The 22417-nt window shown below is 53.3% G+C and carries 15 protein-coding genes; 6 read left to right on the top strand and 9 right to left on the bottom strand.

Annotated elements, in window-relative coordinates; all coding sequences use genetic code 11:
* Positions 1 to 121: 121 nt before the first annotated feature.
* Complete coding sequence (locus IM700_RS23340; protein ID WP_193416801.1) at positions 122 to 307, top strand: Spo0E family sporulation regulatory protein-aspartic acid phosphatase; 186 nt, start codon at positions 122 to 124, stop codon at positions 305 to 307.
* 117 nt (positions 308 to 424) lie between these two features.
* Here the strand turns inward: IM700_RS23340 and IM700_RS03455 are convergent, their stop codons facing one another.
* The 8 genes from IM700_RS03455 to IM700_RS03420 all read right to left on the bottom strand — a co-directional run bounded on the left by IM700_RS03455 (position 425) and on the right by IM700_RS03420 (position 11087).
* The gene (locus IM700_RS03455; RefSeq protein WP_193416800.1) at positions 425 to 2005 is read right to left on the bottom strand and encodes an oleate hydratase; all 1581 of its coding nucleotides are present in this window, start codon (positions 2003 to 2005) and stop codon (positions 425 to 427) included.
* Between the two features lie 157 nt (positions 2006 to 2162).
* Positions 2163 to 2762: a TetR-like C-terminal domain-containing protein gene (locus IM700_RS03450; protein WP_193416799.1), complete on the bottom strand. Its 600-nt coding sequence runs from the start codon at positions 2760 to 2762 to the stop codon at positions 2163 to 2165.
* A gap of 110 nt (positions 2763 to 2872) precedes the next feature.
* A complete protein-coding gene (gene mmsB, locus IM700_RS03445; protein WP_193416798.1) occupies positions 2873 to 4036 on the bottom strand; it encodes a multiple monosaccharide ABC transporter permease in 1164 nt (387 codons plus the stop codon).
* Positions 4037 to 4040: 4 nt separating this feature from the next.
* A complete protein-coding gene (mmsA, locus tag IM700_RS03440; protein ID WP_193416881.1) occupies positions 4041 to 5570 on the bottom strand; it encodes a multiple monosaccharide ABC transporter ATP-binding protein in 1530 nt (509 codons plus the stop codon).
* Between the two features lie 91 nt (positions 5571 to 5661).
* A complete protein-coding gene (gene chvE, locus IM700_RS03435) occupies positions 5662 to 6756 on the bottom strand; it encodes a multiple monosaccharide ABC transporter substrate-binding protein (RefSeq protein ID WP_193416797.1) in 1095 nt (364 codons plus the stop codon).
* 149 nt (positions 6757 to 6905) lie between these two features.
* The gene (locus tag IM700_RS03430) at positions 6906 to 8165 is read right to left on the bottom strand and encodes a response regulator (protein ID WP_239483550.1); all 1260 of its coding nucleotides are present in this window, start codon (positions 8163 to 8165) and stop codon (positions 6906 to 6908) included.
* Positions 8144 to 10099: a cache domain-containing sensor histidine kinase gene (locus tag IM700_RS03425; RefSeq protein WP_193416796.1), complete on the bottom strand. Its 1956-nt coding sequence runs from the start codon at positions 10097 to 10099 to the stop codon at positions 8144 to 8146. The genes IM700_RS03430 and IM700_RS03425 overlap by 22 nt, the downstream gene beginning before the upstream one ends.
* Positions 10089 to 11087: a substrate-binding domain-containing protein gene (locus tag IM700_RS03420; protein WP_193416795.1), complete on the bottom strand. Its 999-nt coding sequence runs from the start codon at positions 11085 to 11087 to the stop codon at positions 10089 to 10091. Before IM700_RS03420 ends, IM700_RS03425 begins: the two co-directional genes overlap by 11 nt.
* A gap of 221 nt (positions 11088 to 11308) precedes the next feature.
* On the opposite strand from IM700_RS03420, the gene IM700_RS03415 reads away from it, so the two are divergent.
* From IM700_RS03415 to IM700_RS03405, 3 genes are all read left to right on the top strand, one after another.
* Entirely contained in the window at positions 11309 to 12355 is a 1047-nt protein-coding gene (locus IM700_RS03415; RefSeq protein WP_155606792.1) for a tellurite resistance/C4-dicarboxylate transporter family protein, read from the top strand.
* A 108-nt stretch (positions 12356 to 12463) separates the two neighbouring features.
* Positions 12464 to 15013 (top strand): beta-mannosidase, encoded by a 2550-nt coding sequence (locus IM700_RS03410; protein WP_193416794.1) that lies wholly within the window; start codon positions 12464 to 12466, stop codon positions 15011 to 15013.
* 272 nt (positions 15014 to 15285) lie between these two features.
* Entirely contained in the window at positions 15286 to 17211 is a 1926-nt protein-coding gene (locus tag IM700_RS03405; RefSeq protein WP_193416793.1) for an LTA synthase family protein, read from the top strand.
* Positions 17212 to 17278: 67 nt separating this feature from the next.
* On the opposite strand, the gene IM700_RS03400 is transcribed toward IM700_RS03405, so the two are convergent.
* Complete coding sequence (locus IM700_RS03400; protein WP_155606789.1) at positions 17279 to 17698, bottom strand: hypothetical protein; 420 nt, start codon at positions 17696 to 17698, stop codon at positions 17279 to 17281.
* Positions 17699 to 17893: 195 nt separating this feature from the next.
* On the opposite strand from IM700_RS03400, the gene IM700_RS03395 reads away from it, so the two are divergent.
* Both IM700_RS03395 and IM700_RS03390 read left to right on the top strand, forming a co-directional pair.
* The gene (locus IM700_RS03395; RefSeq protein ID WP_155606788.1) at positions 17894 to 18553 is read left to right on the top strand and encodes an MOSC domain-containing protein; all 660 of its coding nucleotides are present in this window, start codon (positions 17894 to 17896) and stop codon (positions 18551 to 18553) included.
* A 225-nt stretch (positions 18554 to 18778) separates the two neighbouring features.
* Positions 18779 to 22288, top strand: coding sequence for a copper amine oxidase N-terminal domain-containing protein (locus tag IM700_RS03390; RefSeq protein ID WP_239483549.1), 3510 nt, complete (start codon positions 18779 to 18781; stop codon positions 22286 to 22288).
* Positions 22289 to 22417 lie beyond the last annotated feature (129 nt).

The following is a 22417-nucleotide window of genomic DNA, read 5'->3' as shown; positions in this document are numbered from 1 at the left end:
AAAGAGTGAGCAATATTCCGGGCTGTAACATTTCAAAAAATGGAATTTTTTTGTTTCTTGCATTAGGTTTCATTATGCAATATTTGGCAACCTCTTCTAATATGTTCCTAGGGTGATAGCTATGAACAATTCTGAAAAAATCAGATTCCGCATTGAAATGGAAAGACAGGAATTAAATCGGTTAGCGCAGAGATATGGCTTGCGGCATGCAAGGGTACTCCATCAGTCGGTTGTACTTGACCGGTTGTTAAATAAATATAGTAAAGTCACTTTCTCGGATTATCGAAGAAAAAAGCCCATCGCGTAGATGAGGCTTCTTTATCCTTCGGTCAATTTGTAATTGATTATTTTATTGACTCCTTCGATTGGGAATTGGGTCGGGTCGGCAACTTCCTTTGCGTTTCGCTCTGGCCCTGCCCCGGACTTACCGGAAAGAGGTGATCAAGCCCTGCAGCAGCGTACGCACATCGTACTGGTATTGATTAATCGGTGCGATCGGTTTGTTCAAACCTAACAGCCCATAGACAGCCATGCGGGCTGCGCGGACGGAATACTCTTCGGTGAAGACAACATCGTCCGGAATTTCGCAGAATTGACTGATCAACGCCAGGTTGGTTGAGCCGTCCGGAATGACCTTTGGCCGATCGTCGATCGCTCTAGGCATGAACTGCGCGGTGATGAACGGCATCATGCATGGAATGCAGTTCGCCGTGGAAATGATCGCCTCCATGTCCTGGTCGAAGTGGAGATGGTGCAGCAGCTCGGTTAGAATTTCCTCGCCGGTGCATTCGGACATTTTCTTGGGCACGTAATCCCCGACGCGATCCGGGAATAATCCGTATCCCCAGAAGACCTTGACCTGGTCCGGCTGATTGCGGAAATGCGGCTGATGGGCCAGCACGATGGACATCAACCAGCTTGATTCTTTAAAGGTCACAAGCGCGCCGCTACCGGCCTTGTTGCGGGAGAAGGCCTCCATCCGGTCAAAGAACCGCGAGTCCTGACAGGTGACCGTAAAAGACTCCCATTTCGATCCGTCGATATGATCGTCGAAGGAGGAGGGATGGCCAAGCCCCGGTTTCTTCGCGGCCATGCGTTCCCACAGCTGCCAAGAGCTCCCTTTGCCGTTCAGCTTCGGCGCCGAGGTCATTGAGCCTAAGCTGTATCCCTCCGTCATCGAACCGTTGGTCACGATCACCAAATCTCCCTCTGTCAAATCTAGTACTCCCGGAACTCCGTCTTTCAGATAGTGCATTCGAGTAACGGTGATCCCATCGCCTTCGCGAAAATCCAGATCCGTGACCGTGCATTTCAACGAAAAGTCCACGCCGTGCTCCTCCAGATATTGTTGCAACGGCAGAATAATAGAGTCGTACTGGTTATACGGTGTCCGGGTGACTCCTTCCAGCGTATGGATTCTCGGGAACTCATGCATGAACCGGAGCATGTATCTTTTGAGCTCTACGGCACTATGCCAGGGTTGGAAAGCGAAGGTCGTCGCCCACATGTACCAGAAATTCGTTTCGAAAAAATGCGGCCCAAACCAATCGTTAATCTGCGCTTTGCCCATTTTCTCTTCCGGCGTCAGAATCAACTTGGCCATGGCCAGCCGATCCGCCATATCAAAGCCCATGGAAGTGACGTCCTCCACCTGGCCTTCGCGGTTCACCAATCGGGCGTTGGAATGCGTCGGGTGGGCGTTATCGAAAGTGATGATCTCATCCCGCACCGAAAGCCCTGGATGGTCTATCGAAGGGATGGAACGTAGCAAATCCCAAGTGTTTTCGTAAGTCTCATCATTCAGCATTCGGCCGCCGCGGATCACATATCCTTGCTCACCGTTCCCGGCGCCGTCGTTACTGCCGCCCAGCACCTTCATTTCCTCCAATACGTGAATATTCTGACCGGGAAAATCACAGTCTCGCACCAGGAAAGCGGCTCCCGCCAGCGAAGCGATTCCTCCACCGACCAAATAAACCTGTCTCGTGTTACGTTCTGCAGACATTACTTTCGCCTCCAAGGAATGTGATGAATGGAACAATCTCAATGTAATCCCTCTTTGAAGGAAACAAAATCATCAAAGGTGCGAGGCTGTATAAAAAAAAGACACCCCTCAGGGAGTGTCTAGAATTCCGACGAAATCGGCCCTCTTTCGAGTAAAACTATGAACTCCGATTGCCCGAAACTTTGGACTCGCCGGCTTTCTGTTCATATCGCTGCAGCGCTCGCTCGAAATGGCCGTCAGCCAATTCGCCAAGCTTTTCGACGATGTTCTCCGGACTTTCCTTCATCCCATCTAGCATCCACCGAACGATCAACCCCACAAACGCCAACGTATAGAAATTGGCCAGAAACCGTTGATCCGCCTCATCCACCTGCATTCCTGCGGACACTTCTTCAACAACCTCCATGACCAGTTGGTTTGTGACGGTATACAAGTACGAGTCCAGATGGCTGCGCGCCAGGGAATTTAGCGTGTTCAAACAAAATAATCGGTTCTCTTCGATATATTTGAATATTTTCAGAAAGCCGCTGGTCCAGGTGTGGTAGCCGTGCTCCCCTGCGATGGCATCCACCGCTTCGGTTTGATAAATCCAACCCAAGAGTTCGTAAATGTCCTGGAAATGATAATAGAACGTTTGCCGGTTTATACCACAATCGTCCACGAGAAGCTTAACGGTGATTTTATTGAGAGGGGTATGGTTCATCCTGCTTTTCAGTGAGGCGGCAAGCGCCTTTTTGGTGAGGTGGGAACTGGGCATGAGAATCACCTGCTTATGGAAAAAATAGGTGCAAAATCCTGTCTCCCATTATACTCCGGCCTAGGCGCGTACACAAAAAAAGGGCCCTCGGTTTCCGGAGGGCCCTTAGTTTAGTTCGTCTTCGACTTATTATAGATATCGAAGGCGACGGCAAGGAGCAGGACAAGCCCTTTGATCCCTTGCTGCCAATCGACCCCGAGACCGATGAGCGACATGCCGTTGTTCATGACGCCCATAACCAGACCGCCGATGATGGCGCCGATGACGGTGCCGATCCCGCCGGAGGCCGAGGCACCGCCGATAAAGCAGGCCGCGATCGCGTCGAGCTCAAAGTTCGTCCCGGCTTTCGGCGTCGCCGAATTGAGGCGAGCGGCGAAGATCAGTCCGGATAACGCGGCCAAGGCGCCCATGTTGACGAACACCCAGAACGTCACTTTTTGGGTTTTAACGCCGGAGAGTTTGGCCGCTTTCTCATTGCCTCCCAGCGCGTAGATATGGCGTCCGGCGACCATTCGGTTCATGACGAACGAGTAGATGACAATCAGGAAGAACAAGATGATCAAGATGTTTGGCAGCCCGTTATAAGTGGCCAACACAAAGGTAAACACGTTGATGATGGCAACGAGCAGCACGAGCTTGGATACGAACATCCAAATCGGTGCAACCTCGAACTGGTATTTGAGCTGGGTTCGGCGCTCCTTCCATTCCTGCCAAATCAAGAGGAGGGAGAGGACCAAACCCAGCAGAACCGTCAAGGTATGAAGGCTGCCGCCCCCGAACCAGTCGGGAATAAAGCCGGAGCTGATGCGTTGGAACGATTTCGGGAACGGCGCGATCGACTGACCGCCCAGCACGATCATCGTCAAGCCCCGGAACAGCAGCATCCCGGCTAACGTGACGATAAAGGCCGGAATTTTCACATAAGCAACCCAAAATCCCTGCCAGGCGCCGATCAATCCCCCTATCACCAAAGAGATGATAATTGCTAGGAACGTCGGCATTTGGAGATCTACCATCATAATGGCGGCCAAGGCCCCGATAAAAGCGGCGATGGAACCGACGGACAAATCGATATGTCCTGTGATGATGACCAACACCATCCCGATGGCCAACACCAAGATGTAACTGTTTTGCAAAATCAGGTTCGTAATATTAAGTGGCTTCAACAGGATGCCGCCTGTCAAAATTTGAAACAGTACAGTGATGAAGATCAGGGCGATGATCATACCGTACTGGCGTATGTTTTTTCTAAAAAGTTCACTAACCGCTTGCATCGGTTTACCCCCTGCCTCGAGTCATGGATTTCATCAACACTTCCTGGGTGGCGTCCTCGCGCAGGACTTCACCGGTGATCCGGCCTTCGCTCATGACGTAGATGCGGTCGCACATCCCGAGGATTTCCGGAAGCTCCGAGGAGATGAACAAAATGCCTTTGCCTTCGTCCGCCAGTTGATTGACGATCGAATAGATTTCGTATTTGGCTCCGACATCGATGCCGCGCGTCGGCTCGTCTAGAATCAAAATTTCCGGTTGAGCGTAGATCCACTTGCTGAGGACGACCTTCTGCTGATTGCCGCCGCTCAGGTTGACCGTTTGTTGCAAAATGCTTGGCGTCTTAATATTCAGCTTGCTCCGATACTCCTCGGCGACCAACACCTCTTCACGTTCATTGATGACGCCGCGGCGGGATAATTTCTTAAGTGAAGCCAATGAAATATTGCGTTTGATATCATCGATCAGAACCAAGCCGTATTGTTTACGATCCTCCGTAACATAAGCGACGCCATGCTGGATTGCTTGGCTGATGTTATTAAACCGCACCTCTTTCCCATGCAAGAAGAGTTGGCCTTTAATATGCCTTCCGTAGGATCGGCCAAATAGGCTCATGGCCAGCTCCGTCCGGCCTGCTCCCATCAAGCCGGCGATCCCGACGATTTCCCCGCGGCGGATGTTCAGGTTAATGCCGTCCAGCACTTTACGCTCCTCTTGCTGAGGGTGGGTTGCTTCCCAGTCTCGCACCTCGAAGATCACCTCGCCGATCCGGGGAACCCGCTCCGGATAGCGATGGGTGAGATCGCGGCCAACCATGCCCTTGATGATATGATCCTCGGTCACCTGATCGGCTTTCATATCCAAAGTCTGAATCGTCTTGCCATCGCGCAGGATCGTGATCGAATCGGCGACTTTACTGATTTCGTTTAATTTGTGCGAAATGATGATGGAGGTGATGCCTTGCTTCTTCAGCTCGAGGATCAGCTCCAGCAGGTTTTCGCTGTCGTTTTCGTTCAAAGCGGCTGTGGGTTCGTCCAGGATCAGCAGTTTGACCTGCTTGGCTAGTGCTTTGGCGATCTCCACGAGCTGCTGTTTGCCGACGCCCAGTTCCAACACACGTGTGGCCGGTGATTCCTCTAGCCCAACCCGCTCCAGCAGCGTTTTTGTTTTGACTGTCGTTTCGTTCCAATTAATCAACCCACGTTGACTTTGCTCGTTGCCGAGAAAAATGTTCTCCGCAATAGAGAGGTAAGGGATCAGCGCGAGCTCTTGATGAATAATGACGATCCCCAGCTGTTCGCTTTCCTTAATATCCTTGAACTCGCAAACCTTGCCCTCGAACAGGATCTCGCCTTCGTAAGAGCCATGCGGATAAACTCCGCTCAGCACCTTCATTAACGTCGATTTGCCGGCCCCGTTCTCCCCGCACAAGGCATGAATTTCCCCAGAGGTCACCTTCAAGTTGACATTGCTTAGCGCCTTGACGCCTGGGAAGGTCTTCGTAATTCCCCGCATTTCCAAAATCGTATTGCTCACTAGCGCCACCTGGCCTTTCGCTCTTGGCAAGGGCATAGCGACGGCCGCCCCAATCCGCGTCCGCCGCTACCCCGGTTACCCTAAGTTGATGTTAGAGTCCCAGATCCTCTTTGGAGTAGTAGCCGGTGTCGACAAGTGCTTGTTCAAGGTTATCCTTGTCAACCGAAACCGGTTCAAGCAGATAGGATGGAACGACTTTGACGCCGTTGTCGTAGGTCTTCGTGTCGTTGACTTCGGCCTCTGTGCCTTCCAGGATGCTTTGGACCATAGAGACTGCCTTTTTCGCCAGCTCACGCGTATCCTTGAAGACGGTTTGCGTCTGTTCCCCGGCCAATATCGACTTCGCCGAAGCCAATTCGGCATCCTGGCCGGTTACGATCGGCATCGACTTGCTTCCGGAGCCGTAACCAACGCCCTTGAGCGAGGAAAGGATGCCGATGCTGATTCCGTCATAAGGGGAAAGAACAGCGTCCATGTTCTCAGTGCTGTAATGGGCGCTCAGCAAATTGTCCATGCGGGCTTGGGCGGTGGCGCCGTCCCAGCGCAGGGTAGCGATTTGCTCCATTTTTGTTTGTCCGCTGCGCACCACCAGCTTGCCGGAATCGATGTAAGGCTGCAGTACGGACATGGCGCCGTCATAGAAGAAGTAGGCGTTGTTATCATCCGGCGAGCCGCCGAACAACTCGATATTAAACGGGCCTTTGCCGTCCTTCAGGCCCAGCTTCTCCTCAATATAGGAGGCCTGCTGCACGCCAACCTTAAAGTTGTCGAAGGTGGCGTAGTAGTCGACGTATTCGCTGTTCATGATCAACCGGTCATAGGCGACGACCTGAATGCCTTGGTCGTGGGCTTTTTGCAGGACGTCGGTCAAAGCGCCGCCGTCGATAGCAGCAATGACGAGGACCTTCACACCTTTGGTGATCATATTTTCGATTTGCGATACCTGGTTTTCGATGACGTCTTCCCCGTATTGCAGGTCGGTGCCGTAGCCAAGCGCCTTAAACTCCTTGACCATGTTGTTGCCGTCGTTCACCCAGCGTTCGGACGATTTCGTGGGCATGGCGATGCCGATCGTTCCCTTTTTACTGTTGCCCGATCCGCTGCCGCCGTCGTTTCCGCCATTGGCGCAAGCCGCGAGGGCCAATACCATCGCCAGTGCAAGTAAAATGGCTGTTACCTTTTTCAAAACCGATTCCCCCTATACCTGAAATGAATGCGTTTACAGTAGGGAGTATAGCAATCGATGGGGGAGGTCGTATTTACAGTGAATTGACTCTTTTTATAAAAATCGTACCTTTGTGGAGGTCGGGGGGGATTTATATCTCAGGGGGAGTGTTACTCCCCCTGAGCGTCTTCGCGTCCAAACGCGCCTTTGCGGTATTGCAGCGGGGAAAGGCCGGTCGTTCGCTTGAACGCCGTGCTGAAGTAGTGCTGGGTTTCGTAGCCGACTTGCTCGGCGATTTCGCCGATCGTCAGATTCGTGGCATTTAACAGCCGGGTTGCCCGGCGGATACGAAGCTGCGTTAAATAACTGTTGAACGTGGTCCCCAGTTCCTGTTTGATCATGCGGCTCAAATAAGCGGGGGAAGTCTGCAAGGATTGCGCCATGGCTTCCAACGTGAATCCGCTATCGCCGAAATGCTCCAGCATGTACTGCTTGGCCCGGCGCACCAGCGGCGATACGACGGTTTCTCTCATCACGGCGAATTTGGCTTTCCGGTAAACGACAGGGAGCCCTAGTACGTCTCCGGTAGCCTCGGCCAAGTGAACCTCGGCGGCAATTTTTAAGTGGGTACGAACCAAAGTTTCGATGCGGTAGAAATCGGCTTCGGCTTCCAGGCTCCAGAGCAGGATGACGATGAGGCCGAAAGGATCCCGGAAGATCGTCTTGGGGTAAGGGGCGAGCACCTCGGCCGCGATATTATCGACCGCAAATCCATAAAGCTGTCGATCATCCTCCTTGAGGACAGCGGCGGAGCTCGCCGACTCTGGCAAACGGATGACACCCAGCCAATCGGGGCAGGCATCCGGCAGCTTCAAGAACTGCAATTGCTCGGCGATTTCGGCGGCGGTCATCCCACCGTCCAGCCATTGCTGGCAGAATCGCTCTCTTAGAAGCGGGTAGCTGCGCGTAATCTGCCGGGAGGTCTCCTGCCACTGTTGCTGTCTGGACGTCTCTTCCTCTAGTTCTCCGCGAACTTGGCGCAGCACCTTCGCCAGCTGCGCGGGATTGGCCGGCTTTAGAATATAATCCTTCACCTGAAGCCGGATCGCCTTTTGCGCATATGCGAACTCGTCGTGACCCGTGATGATGACGATTTTGCAATCCGGCAGTTGCTCGCGGACCCGTTTCATCAATTCGATGCCGTCCATGATCGGCATGTTAAGATCCACGAGCATGATATGGACGCCATGCCGGATAGCTAACTCCAGGGCTTCCTCGCCATCCTCCGCCTCGGCGGCGACGGTAAGGCGCATGCCCTCCCAGTCGACGCTGTCGCGGATACCTTCGCGGATAATTTGCTCATCGTCGGCGATAAGCACCTTCCAGCGGAAATCGGATAATGCTTCGTTCATGATTCGCTCCTTTCCCATCGGGTGGGTTCCTCCCGAATGATAGGGTGGGTGACGGTAACGACCGTTCCACGGCCTACTTCGCTCTGGATCGTCATTCCATATTTGGTGCCGAAGGTCAATGCGATTCGGGCTTGCACGTTCAGCATCCCATAACCCTGGCCGACGTCACCTGCGCCGGATGAGCCTATCGGTTCAAGTCCCTGTTCCCGTCCATCGGCGGCAACCGCGGCTTGGAGGTCTTTTTGCAATTGGGCCAGTTTATCCGGCGGGATTCCTTTCCCGTCGTCCCGGATAGAGATCACCAGCATGCCGCCGTCTTCAACCGCTTCGATCACGACATGGCCCGGTCCTCGGCGTTCCTTGATTCCATGGTAGATGGCATTCTCTACGATGGGCTGAAGGATCAGCTTCAAGACATAGACGCCGCGAATTTCCGGGGCGATATGCAAAGCGTATTCGAGTTTGTTTTGGTAACGGACATGTTGAATTTGCAAGTAGCTACGGACGTGCTCGATTTCATCATTCAGCGGGATGATGTCATTCCCTTTGCTGAGTCCGATTCGGAATAGCTTGGAGAGGGACTCCGCCATTTCTGCGATATCCTCCGCTCCTTTGCGGCGGGCCATCCAATGGATCGTATCCAGCGTATTGTACAAAAAATGCGGTTTGATATGCGCCTGTAAACTCCGCAACTCCGCTTCCCGTTTTTGTCGCTCCTGCAGTTCGGTTAGAGTGAGCAAGCGGTGAATTTGCTGCAACATGGCATTGAATCGACGGCCGAGCAGGCCGATTTCGTCGGTTCGGTCGCTCCAGTGGCGAATCGTCAGATCCCCGGATTGCGCCTTCTGCATAAAGGAAGCCAATTGACCGATCGGCCTGGAAATCGTATGGGCCAAATAGAAGGAGGCGGTCATCCCCAACAGGCAGACGACAAAAACAAAGCTAACCACGTAAAAGCGAATTTCCCGCATCTCGGAGGCGGACTCCGCCATGGAAAATACGCCGACGGTCGTCCAGTTCGTAAACGGCGAGTGCCGGTAGATGAATTGCAGCTCGCGTCCGCCCATTCGCTCCGCGTAGGTTCCCGAAGCGTCCTGGCTAAGCCGTTCCAGCGGGACACGGTCGATGTAGGGATCCGGCGGGGCATAGATCAATTCGCCGTTTCCGTCCACCACCGTTAGATAGCCCGTTTTCCCCAAACGGACGTCCTGGGCGGTCTCAGCGATGACCCGCAGCTTGAGGTCGATTAATACGACACCTTTCACCTGCTGGGTCTCGGGGTCGAGAATCGCCCTTACGGCCGAAACGACCTCGCTGTCCTTGTAGTTCACATGCGTGGTCACGTTACGGCCCCGCGGATGGCCGATAATCTTAAAAATTCCTTTATTTCGAACCGCCTCTTGATACCACTCTTCCCGGGTCAGGCTTCCATCGGTCCTGGCATACATTTCATTGCTGATGTAGTCGCCGCGGCTGTTGACGATCAGCACCCCCGCGACTTCCGAATACAAGGTGGTAAAGCCCTGAAGGAACTTGCGGATTTCGTAGTGGTCGGCTTCGGCTTCAGCTAAGGTTCGCGGCTGGGCGTCCGTGCTTCCAGTGAGGCGAGGTTCCCCGCCAGACGGTGTCGTTGAACCGTCTATCCCCATATCAGTGCGGCCCTCGAGGAACTGCAGCACCTCCGGGTTAAAGGAGATAAAGAACGTCATGTTTTGCAAATTTTCCACATAGGTCTCCAGCGACCGGTTGACCTTGCCGATGAGCTGGAGCGTATTGTCCGTGATCTGGCGTTCGATGATGCGGTCGACGGTCCAATTCGTCAGCACCCCCAGGCCGATGGAAGGCAGGATGCTGATCAGCAAAAAGTGAACGATTAATTTATAACGGATCGGCAGATTGTTAAGCGAAAAATCGCGGAACTCCCAGGACCGTTTTCCATACCTATTTCGCATAGTAATCATTCACATTCTGCCGCGTAACGACGGTGATGCCCGTATCCAACCGCTGCGGGACGCGGGGGCCGGGATGCTGGGATCCGTCCGGATCATGCTTCAGCGAAAAGAGCAAGTGCAGCGACCAGTACCCCATATTCCAGGTTCCCTGGGCCATCGTGGCGGAGATGTCTCCGCTTTTGACCAAGTCCAGGGTGCCTTTATCGGTGTCAAAGCTGATGATCTTCGGACCGGAGGGGGTCAAGCCATATTCACGGACCGCCTCCGCAACGCCGATGCCACCGTTGGCTTCGGTGGTGAAGATGCCGGCGATCCCGGGGATATCTCGCAAAATCTCTTCTGCCGACTGCCGGGAGTAAAGCTCGTCGCCTTTTCCGTTTTTTATCGCGACGATGTGCATGTCGGGGAACTCCTTTGAGACGGTGTCCGCAAAGCCGTCTGTGCGCTCCTGGTGATTTTGCTGATCCGGGACGGTCACGATCGCCACCTCGCCGCGTCCGCCGGTGAGCTCGGCCATTTTTCGTGCAGCCTCAATTCCGGCGGAGTAATTATCCGTACCGAGGAAGGAAAAGGCTCGGCTACCCGGGGCGTCGGAATCGAATAGAACAACGGGGATGCCGGCGTCAACCGCTTTATTGATCGTGGCGGTGAGCTCGGTCGGATGGATGGCGGAAATGGCAATGCCAGCCGGTTTTTTGGCGATAGCTTGCTCCAGCACCGTGATTTGCTCGTGAATGTCGCGCTGGGTGGAGCCGCGGTATTCCACGGAGACGTTGAGCGCTTGGGCCGCGTCCTCAAATCCTTTCAACCCGCTTTTCCAATAATCGATCCCCCTTTGAAACGTCACCATCACATACTTCTCGTCGATGGATCCCTGCAGGCCTCCGGAATTCCATTGGTCGTTTAAACGGGTCTGCGAGCGATAATCCAGCACGTATAACGCAAAACAGGCAAATAACAGCAAATATACAATCCAAATCTTCTTCATATGTAACCCCTTTCATGAGAACGTTCCAAAAAAGAGATGGACTTCGACATCATCATACTATGATTCGCCATAAAAGATAATGATGTAATTTAGGAGATCCCTCGGGTTGGGGTTAGCTGAGTCACAAAGCCGTAGATTCTCATCGTGCTAAATTGAAATTAGGTTTCTCGTTGGCTGGTAAGCACCGGGGGCTGAGTCTTTTGAGTCGGAGATGGATAACAATGTGGAAGACAATTGAACAGAAAATTGAACGTTTATTTCCGGGGTATTTCTCCATGGCGATGGCGACCGGAGCCTTGTCGATTGCGATGAAGTTGCTGAAAATTCCGCTTGCTCCCGAGATTCTGCTATATCTGAACACCTGCATTTATATCACGTTGTGGATCCTCACGTTGATTCGCCTAATCCAATTTTTCCCGCGAGTGCGGGCCGATTTGACGAGCCATAGCCAAGGTCCCGGTTTTTTTACCTGCACGGCAGCGACCTGCGTATATGGCAGCCAGTGGGTCATTGTGGCGCATAACGGTACGATATCGACCGGGTTGTGGTTTTTTGGCATTTTGCTTTGGGTTGTTATTATGTACACCTTCTTTACGGCCGTTACCGTGAGAAAAGAAAAGCCGTCTCTGGCCGAGGGGATCAACGGTGCGTGGTTAATCGCCGCTGTCGCCACCCAATCCGTTTCCATTCTGGGTACGCTGATCTCATCCTACCTAACGGAGGGGCGTGAGGTCGTGTTGTTTTTTACGCTATGCATGTATTTGCTGGGGTGTATGCTTTACCTGAATATCATCACCTTAATATTCTACCGGTTTACCTTTGTCGATCTGAAATATGCTGCGTTGACCCCGCCCTATTGGATCAATATGGGCGCCGTTGCGATTACGACCCTGGCCGGCTCCACGTTGATGCTGCATGCTGAAAAATGGCCGTTTTTGACGGAGTTGATCCCCTTTTTGCGCGGATTTACGTTGTTCTTCTGGATTACCGGCAGTTGGTGGATTCCGTTATTGTTTATTCTGATGATATGGCGGCACGCCTACCATCGTTACCCTTTGACGTACGACCCCCAGTTTTGGGGAATGGTGTTTCCGTTGGCCATGTATACAACCAGTACGTATCAGTTGTCACAGGCATTGAAGTTGCCGTTCTTGGTCGCGATTCCGCGCGTCATGATCGTCGTTGCCCTGACGGCTTGGGTCGTTGTAATGACTGGTTTTCTCCATCACCAGGTTCGCTCGTTCCGACGGGAAGGGAAAACGAGATGACAATAACAAGATCGCTCCTTGTTGAGTGAAAGTGAATAACAAAAATATAACAAGTTTCATCTAAATTAGTATATAATAGAGCATAACTTACGACTTCATGGAGGGCTTATGAACAATCATAGCTATGCGATCCAACATTGGAAATTCAAGGCTTGCGACGAAAAGGAGTGGAAGCCGGCCCGAGTACCGGGCACGGTGCATACGGATCTGCTCAGCAACGGGCTCATCTCCGATCCGTTCTATGGAACCAACGAACATGACCTGCAGTGGATTGATCGAAAAGATTGGGAATACGAGGCCTCCTTCGATTTGGATGAGGTTTGGTTCGCTTTGCCGCAAATTGAACTCGTCTTTGACGGCTTGGATACGTATGCCGACGTAACGGTCAACGGGGTACACGCCTTGTCGGCCGACAATATGTTCCGCGTCTGGCGAATCGATGTGAAGCCGCTTTTGCGCCAAGGCACCAACACAATTGCCGTTCGCTTCCGCTCGCCGATCGCGGAGGATTTGCCCAAGCTTGAGAAGCTGGGTTACGACCTCCCGGCGTCGAACGACCAATCGGAGCTGGGCGGTTTAGGCGACCGCCGGGTCAGCGTGTTTGCCCGTAAAGCACCATATCATTACGGTTGGGACTGGGGGCCCCGCTTCGTGACCAGCGGAATCTGGCGCGAGGTTCGGCTGGAAGGATGGAGCGGTCCGGTGATCCGTGACCTGCACATCCGCCAGGACCGCGTGAACGCCACGGCTGCTGAGCTCACCGCCGTGGTGGAGATCGAAACCGCCGAGCGCTGGGAGGGCCAGCTACAGTTATCCACCGGCGAACTGAGTTGGGTTCGTTCGATTGCTTTGGAACCGGGAACTCACATTGTGGAGGTGTCCGCGGTGATCGCCCAGCCGAAGCTGTGGTGGTGCCGGGGGCAGGGAGAACCGGCGATGTACCATTTCCGGGCCGAGCTCGTCGTGGTGGGCGGGCAGGAAACGGTCGCTGAGGCGTCCGTCCATACCGGGCTGCGTGACATCAAGCTGGTTCGGGAGAAGGACGCTGCCGGAGCTTCCTTCCGATTCGAGTTGAACGGTGTACCGGTGTTCGCCAAGGGTGCAAACCATATCCCGAACGACAGTTTTTTAACGGAAGTAACGGACGAACGCTATCGCCATGAGATTGCCTCAGCCGCCGAAAGCGGGATGAATATGCTTCGCATCTGGGGCGGCGGCATTTACGAACAGGACATTTTTTACGAGTTGTGTGATGAATACGGGATTCTAGTTTGGCAGGACTTCATGTTTGCCTGCAGTATGTATCCGGGCGAACCAGGGTTTCTGGACAGCATTGCCCGCGAAGCGGAGGACAACGTCAAACGGCTGCGGAATCATCCAAGTATCGCATTATGGTGCGGCAACAACGAGATTGACTCGGCTTGGGCTCATTATGAGGAAGATGGGGGCTGGGGATGGAAGAAGGATTACACCTCGGAGCAGCGTGAGAAGCTATGGGCCGATTACGAGGCGATTTTCCATCGCATCCTGCCGCAGGTGGTGGAACGTTATGGCGGCGGTGTGGCCTATTGGCCGTCTTCGCCACTCCGTGAGCTTACGGGGGATGCAAACCAGCATGCGCTCCAAGTGACCGGTGAAGGCGACGTCCATTACTGGGGCGTGTGGCATGCGGTTGAGCCGTTCGACAACTATAATCACCGAGTCGGTCGATTTATGAGCGAATACGGCTTCCAATCCTTCCCGGAGCTGAAATCGGTGCTAACCTATGCGCCGGAGAGCGAGCTGGCGCTCGAATCCGATATCATGCTGGCTCACCAGAAGAACGGCCGCGGCAACCAGTTGATCAAGGAATACATGGATCTTTATTTGCCTGCGCCAAGGGACTTCAAATCATTCCTGTATATGAGCCAGGTGCTCCAGGCCGAAGCAATCCGTACAGCGATTGAAGCGCACCGCCGCAACAAGCCTTACTGCATGGGAACGCTGTATTGGCAGATGAACGATTGCTGGCCGGTGGCGTCCTGGGCGGGGATGGACTATTACGGACGCTGGAAGGCACTGCAGTATACGGTTCGCAGAAGTTACCGCGACTTGATGCTGGTGATCTACGAGCCGGAGGAAGGTCCGATCTCGGTCAACCTCATCTCCGATCTGCAGAAACCAGTGGGAGGTCAGCTACGGTTATCGCTATACGACATGCATGGTGCCTTACTAAAAAAACAGGTGTCGAAAGTTCGCGCAACTGCGGATTCGGTTGTTGAAGCCGCCGCGTTCACTCGGGAAGAATGGCTGGAAGGCCGGGATCCGCGCCAGGTCGTATTGCACGCCGTTCTGGAAGCGGACGGGCATGAAGTAGACAGCAAATCCTTTTATTTCGTATCCGACAAAGAGCTTTCGTTGCCGCAGGTGACTATTACCCTTCTGGAGGAGGACGGCAGCGATGGCAGCCGGTATACCCTGGTAAGCGACGCCTTGGCGCGCCAGGTGTGGATTTCGGCGGAAGAGGAGGGGATCTTCTCCGACAACTACTTCGACCTGATCCCAGGCATTCCGTTGACGGTGGAGTTCCGGAAGCGGGGCGGTGAGGGCAGCGCGGAACCGTTCGTAGCGGGGCATCCGGGCAAGCTAATCGTTCGCTCCATGGCTGATTTCGTGTGAATTCGACTCTGGATTTTACCGTGTTATAATAAACGAATAGAAAATCGTGTGTTATTAGAGGATGTTCAAAAAGTCGTCTTCCCATGACGAAGTAGTTCATGGAGTCAAACCGACATCGAATCTTGAATTCAGCCGGGCCTTGCGTTGCTCACGTAGATCTGTCTACGCTCCGCTACTCAGTCCCTAGCTTCATTCAACCTTCTCGGTCCTGAAAACCCCGACTTTTTCAACTCGTAATTCATGTAAACACGGGAACAATCCGGAGAAAAGAGATGGGAATCATACGTAACTCAAACCGAATTCATTTTATTGCAACGTTCGCGCTGATCGGTGCGAAGCTGTTATTGCTGCGTTATTTTTTCTATGGAAGTATTGGAGCTCAGGGATTACCCGGCGAGTGGCTGTCGGTGCTGGCGCTGCTGTGTCTGGTTGAGCTATTAACGCCGATCAAGGGCAAATGGGGGGCGTATCTAGGATTTAACTTTGCCCTATCCTTCATTCTGTTTGCCGCAACGGTGTATAATGCCTATTTTGGTACGGTACCTACCTATGCGGTCCTAAGCGGGTTAAACCAGGTGCCAGAGGTTAAGGCGAGCGTAGCCTCGTTATTGCGGCCTGAACAATTTCTGTATTTCATCGACCTGCCGGTGTTGATTACGGTGCGTATCCTCCGGGCGGGGCGGCGTCGCCGGGCTTCACGAGGATTCCATCTGTCGGGAAGCCTCAGCTTCCGCACGGACCGGCCGCGCGCCTCGTTGATGTGGAAGGTGGGAGTTGCGTTCGTCCTGATCGTCAGTCTGATGCTTTCCGGGCTGTACATCCGTTCGGGGAAGAGCATCGATAACGAACTGGTGCGGGCCGAAAGCGTCGGGTTCTTTAACTTCCAGGTCGATGCGGCAATCCGCGACCAAGAGGAGGAGCGGATGATCGCGGAAGGCAATTTGCAAGAGACTGCAGCCAAGGTCCGTCAGCTCCAGAGCAGCTATCCTTACCAAGGGGTAGCGGCAACGGGGGATCCAGCATACTTCGGCGCCGCCCAAGGGATGAATCTGATGATCGTGCAAATGGAATCATTCCAGAACTTCCCGATCAATCTCAAGCTGAACGGTCAAGAGATCACGCCTGTGTTGAACGGTTTAGCGAAGGAAGGCTTCTACTTCCCGCACGTGTTTCAGCAAATCGGACCCGGCAATACGTCGGATGCCGAGTTTATGTCCAATACGTCGATTTATCCGACGGCCGCAGAAGCGATGTCGACCGGTTACGGCGATCGGCAGATCCCAAGCCTTCCGCGCTTGCTGCAAAGTCGCGGGTACACGGCAAACACGTTCCACATCAATAAAGTGACTTTTTGGGACCGCCATAAAATGTACCCGGCGTTGAACTTCGATAAGTATTATGACAAGCCGTATTATACGAACGATCATTTTAACGATTTTGGAGCCTCTGACGAGGAAATGTACCGGGTTGGCATGGAAAAGCTGACGGAGCTGACAGCGCAGAACAAGCCGTTTTACGCCCAGTTTGTCACCACTTCGAGTCATAATCCGTTTGTGGTGCCGAAGGACCGCCGCCATTTCGATCTTCCGGCGGACATGGAAGACACGATGCTCGGGAATTACATCGAGGCAGCCAACTATACTGATTACGCAATTGGGAAGCTGATCGAACGGTTGAAAGAAACGGGTCTGTGGGAGAACACGATGCTGGTACTTTACGGAGATCACTTCGGCCTCCAGGAGAAAGACGTTCCCGCGAAGGAAATCAGCGAGAAGCTGGGGATCGCTTACGACGAGCGGATCAGCCGATTCAACATCCCGCTGATCATCCACATCCCAGGACAGCAGCACGGCCAGGTGGTGGAGCGTGCTGGCGGACAGGTTGATATTTTGCCGACGATAGCCAATCTCCTAGGCATTTCGCTGGAAAAGGAAGGGTTTACCGCGTTTGGGCATGACCTGCTGAATATGGACCGCAACGTGGTTGGAATGAGGTATTATCTGCCGACAGGCTCCTTCTTTAATGATGAGGTCATGTTCGTGCCGGGAGCCGGCTTTGACGACGGTACCGCGATCTCCCTGGACTCGCTGCAGCCGGTTGCCGATATCGCGTCGTATCGCAGCGATTACGATTACATTACGCAGTTGATGAAGCTCTCCGACGAATACGTCAAGCTGCTCCCCAAGCGGGGAAAATAACCAAAGAAGGCCCTACCGGATACCGCAAGCGGTTATCTTGTAGGGCCTTCACTTTGATTTCGTCAGGTTAACCGAGGATGGTATACCTGGTTCGCGCGCTCTGTGCCACGAGTTCCGGGAGCTCCTGCAACTGAAGTTCATAAGCTTCTTGGGTTAAGCTTCCTTCGTTCAAGCGTTTCTGCAACTGCTCCTGCAGCTGTGCGACCTGCAGCCGGATCACCCGGTCCGCGTCTTGACCACGGGATTCGGCGATGTCCGCCAACGACTCGCCTTCTAGCAAGGCGTCGTAGACCTCCTTGTCGGAGGCAGCGCCGAGAAGTCCGTTAAGCTCGTCCTCCGGACGCTCCGCATGATTGCTAGTGCTGGATTGCTTAGATGGATGAGCCGCATAGGCCAGGCTGGTCAAATACCCGGACATACTGGGATTTATGGTAATGACGAGGGCCATCGTACCGAGGATGACCACTTTTTTTAGTTTGAATTTCATGGATTGAATTCCTCTCTTTGAATAAGGGATAGACATGCGCGAAGCAATGATTCCTAGTAGTAATACGGATGAGTTGCCCTGTAAGTTTCAGTTGGCTGGTCGTCTCTTGGAATGTAGGGTGGTGTTGTCAGAGGTCCTCCCGTATAATGGAATTCAATATAAAGGTGATTTCGGAGCAGAGGAGTGCAATAGGAGATGGTAGAGCAAGTCGCGATCCGTTCGCTGAATGTAGGGAAGCCGATTGAGGTTGAGCATCAAGGCAAGACGGTCCGTACGGGGATTTTCAAAATGCCGGTGAAGGACGCGCTGCATCTATCGACGGTGAATTTTGCCGGGGACGCGCAGGCAGATCTCCGATTTCACGGAGGGCCGGATAAGGCCGTCTGCGTGTATCCCTTCGAGCGGTATGCCTACTGGGAGGAGCGGTTTGGGATCGCATTGGAGTTAGGGGCATTTGGGGAAAATATCACGACCGAAGGGATGCTCGAAGAGGAGATCCACATCGGCGACCGGTTTCGATTGGGCGAAGCCGTCGTTCAGGTTAGCCAACCCAGACAGCCCTGCTTCAAGGTGGGCGTTAAGCATGGCTTGCCCGAGCTGCCGCTGGAAATCCAGCAAACGGGCTATACCGGGTATTACTTCCGGGTTCTTCGTGAGGGGGAGGTTCGCCCCGGGGATCGGTTGGAGCTGATCGAAAGTCACTCGGCAGGCGTCACGCTGGCCTTCGCGAATCGCGTGATGCACCTGGACAAGGAGGATGCTGAGGGAATTCGGCGCGTTTTGGCCGTGGAGGAACTGTCGGACAGCTGGCGTGAAACGTTGAGCGCCCGGTTAGATCGGCTCGCGGGGGAATAGGTCCTCATGCTCAACCGCTTTCCCATGAGGGGGAGCGGTTTTTTTACGCCTTTCGAATCAGTTGAGGGGGCTTCAGTCCCGGGACTTCCGGGCTTCTTGGTTCAAGGCTAGGCGTCCAGGGGTAATTTTTTTATACGACAGGAAAACATAGAAACTTTTACCTGAGATGATACGTCAAATGGGAAGAGTTATTTTTCTGTAGCTCTGTTCATGAGCATGGGGAGGATGAGATTTTTGAAAAAACTATGGGCTTCGCTCTTAGCCGCATTTCTAATCATACCAATGTTTCAACAATCGACGGCGCAGGCGGCTACGCCGATCAGCATCTACATCGATGGCAGCCGGTTGACCACTGATCAGGCGCCGGTTGTCATCAGCGGGCGGGTCATGCTGCCACTGCGGGCCATCTTTGAAGCGCTGGATGCTACGGTCAACTATAACCAGACGCTGCAAACCGTCACGGCCCAGAAGGACGGCACGACCATCGTGCTGAAGCTGAAGTCGCGTTCGGCTACGATCAACAACGACGCGGTATTGCTCGACGTGCCGGCGCAAAGCATCAAAGGCAGAACGATGGTGCCCGTTCGCTTCGTCAGCGAGGCACTGGGTCAGCAAGTTGGGTGGAACAACTCCACCAAAATCGTCACGATCAACTCCGGCTCGGGCACAGGCGGATCGGATGGCGGCAGCTCGGATCCTAGTCCGGTCGCTTACGTATCAGCCCGCGATGTGGGGAATAACGGGGACGGCCGGGATTTGGAAATCAGCTTCTCGAAATCCTCGAACGAATCGCGCGTTGAACAGTACCGCGTGATGATCGTGAAGTCCTCGAATGCTTCCGTCTTTAATCTGACGGCAGCGCAAAGGATCTCGTCGGCCAATTACACGTCGTTGTCGCCGTCGGGAACGGATCCGGTCGTGAACCTGTCTTCCGGTGCACGAGACGTCGATGGGGCTGCAATCCGTGAAAATCAATCTTACGTTGCCTATGTATTGGCCATTGGGAAGGGCAATAGCGCTAATGCGTTGTCGAATCCATCTCCGGCCATTACGTTGTCCAACGGCGCGGCCGTGGCCGCTCCAACGAACGTGAAGGTCAGTGACGTGAGCGATTACGGCGATGGCCGTGACTTGAGCGTCACCTTTACGCGGGCTCAGAACGAGAGCAGCATCGCTAACTACCGGGTGTTCGTCGTCAAGACGAAGGACGCCGGAAGCTTTACCCTGAGTACGGCGAACAACGTGCCAAGCTCGTATTCTACGGTCGTGTCCAAATCGGGCAGCGGTTCGACGCTGACCGGTCAGTTGGCTTCTTCCGCTCGGGATACATCCGGCGATCTGATTAAGAACGGTGTGTCCTACACCATTTTTGTGCAATCGGTAAGTAATAATTCAGGCTTCGCTAACAAATTGTCGTCCGCCTCTTCCGCGATCTCGCTTGCGATAGGCTCGGTCATTTCGCCGGTCATTACGAAGGTCGAAGACTGGAACGACTACGGCGATGGCCGTGACCTGCGCGTCAGCTTCAATCGAATTTCGGACGAAACGCGGATTGGCTCTTACCGGATTTTCGTCGTCAAGGCTAGCGATTATGCCAACTTCAGCCTGGCGAAGGCGAACGGAGTATTCAGCGCAAACTACACCCAGGTCAATAAGACGGGCTCGAACATCACATCGTATGCCTTGTCCTCTAGTGCGCGGGATGTAGACGGAGCAACGATTCGCAACGGCGTCAGCTACCGGGTGTTCGCCATGGCCGTGGGTACCGGAAATTATGCAGGAACGAATACATTATCCGCCGCTTCCAGCGCCATTACGCTGACAAAAGGCAACGCGGTGGATACGGTATCGAACGTCTCCGTTGAAGACGTAAGTGATAATAACGATGGTCGCGACCTACGGGTAACGTTTACCCGGGCTTCAAACGAGACGTACATCAGCAACTATCGGATTATGGTCGTCAAGACCTCGGATGCAGGCAACTTTACGTTGTCTAAAGCTAATAATGTCAGCAGCTCGAACTATACCACCGTAAGCAAAAACGGCTACACCCTTTCCACGGTCCTTAACTCGGGGGCAAGGGACGTCGACGGAGCGACGATTCGTAACGGGGTGAGCTACCGGGTGTTTGTTCTCTCGGTAGCCAGCAGCGGATATAACCTGAGCAACGCGTTGTCTTATTACTCCTCGCCGATTACGCTGTCGTACAATGCGGTTGGTTCCATCTCGAATCTGAATGCCGCTGACGTCAGCGATTACGGTGACGGCCGCGACTTGTGGGTATCGTTTAACCGTGCCGCCGATGAATCGAATATCAGCCACTACCGGATCATGGTAGTGAAATCGACAAACGCCGGCAGCTTTAATCTGTCGAAGGCGAATGCCGTACCCAGTGACAGATACACGTATATCAGCAAGGGCAACTATACGTTAACCGGCATCCTGGCTGCGGGGGCCAAAGATGTTGATGGAGCAGCGATCAAAAACGGCGTCAGCTACCAAGTTTTTGTCTTGTCGGTTGGCAGCAATGGTTATACAGGCAGCAACACGCTTTCTCCTGCTTCCAACGTCATTACGCTATCGGGTGCGGCTGTTGGGACGGCTTCAAATGTAGCGGCCAATGACGTAAATGATTTCGGCGATGGCCGAGATCTGCGGGTGACGTTTACCCGGGCCTCGAACGAAACCTATATCAGCCAATATCGTGTGTTCGTGGTGAAGGCATCGAAGTACGGAAGCTTTAATCTGAACGCAGCCAATTCGTCTAATTACTATACGCCCGTCAATAAAAATGGGGTAACCTTGACAGCTGACCTTGGGGCAGGGGCACGAGATACCGACGGGGAGCTTCTCCGTAACGGTGTGGCTTATCGGGTTTATGTCCTATCGCTTGCCGCAAGCGGCGGTGGATCGAATGCGTTGTCGGGGGTTTCGAATGAGGTTACGTTGAATGACAACAGTTCCGTAGGTGCCGTTTCCGGTTTGTATGCTCAGTTGAACTCGACTTTTAATGGCACATATAGCAGTATCGTGGTTAGCTTTAATAAGTTGGCCAATGAGAGTAACGTGGCTGAGTATCGAATTCTGGCGGTTCCGGTAGCAAACGCTGGCAGCTATAAACTCTCCGATGCCAACGCTGTGACCCAAGCAGACCGTTACACATCGGTAATTCCTAACGGAAATAACGTTTCAAAGACCTTGGATAAACCAAATGATGTTTACGGGAATCCGATCAACAAAGATACATCTTATCAATTCTTTGTATTGACGGTTGCACGGAGCGGAGCCAATAATTTTTCTGCGGCCTCCAATGCCGTTCAGCCTATTCTCAAGGCGGATAATATTGCTGTCGCACCGGTAACTCGGGTGAGTGCGGTAGCTAATGCTTCCTCCATAACGGTTGAATTTGATTCACCCGGTGATAGTCGTATTAATTCGTATCGAATTCTTGTAGTTACCGAGGGCCAAACCCTTAACGTAGATGCGGCTGTCGGTCTCAAAGATAAGGGCATACAGGTGGCTGCTAACGGTCCGCTTACGGGCACGGTTAGCGTAGACATTTATGATTCTCCGATTACTGCTCAGAGCTATAGGGTCTATATCCTGTCAGAGCCGGATATGATTAATGCCAAGGGATATGCACTTTCCAACCCAGTCCTGGTAACTGTAGTTCCAGCTGCAGCGCCAACGGGTACGGATCCAATTACACCTCCATCTACGTCAACTACACCTTAACCAGAATCAGATCAACACTAGATTGATTAAAGAGCGGTTGGCCTAAAGGCACCGCTCTTTTTTTCGCCCACAATCCCCGTTCCAAGACAGTAGATTGACAATCTTTTCAAATTTTATGTACCATTAAGG

Origin of the sequence: Paenibacillus rhizolycopersici, assembly GCF_014947195.2 — a bacterium.
Lineage (GTDB): Bacteria > Bacillota > Bacilli > Paenibacillales > Paenibacillaceae > Fontibacillus > Fontibacillus rhizolycopersici.
This window is presented reverse-complemented; position numbering and strand designations above follow the sequence as displayed.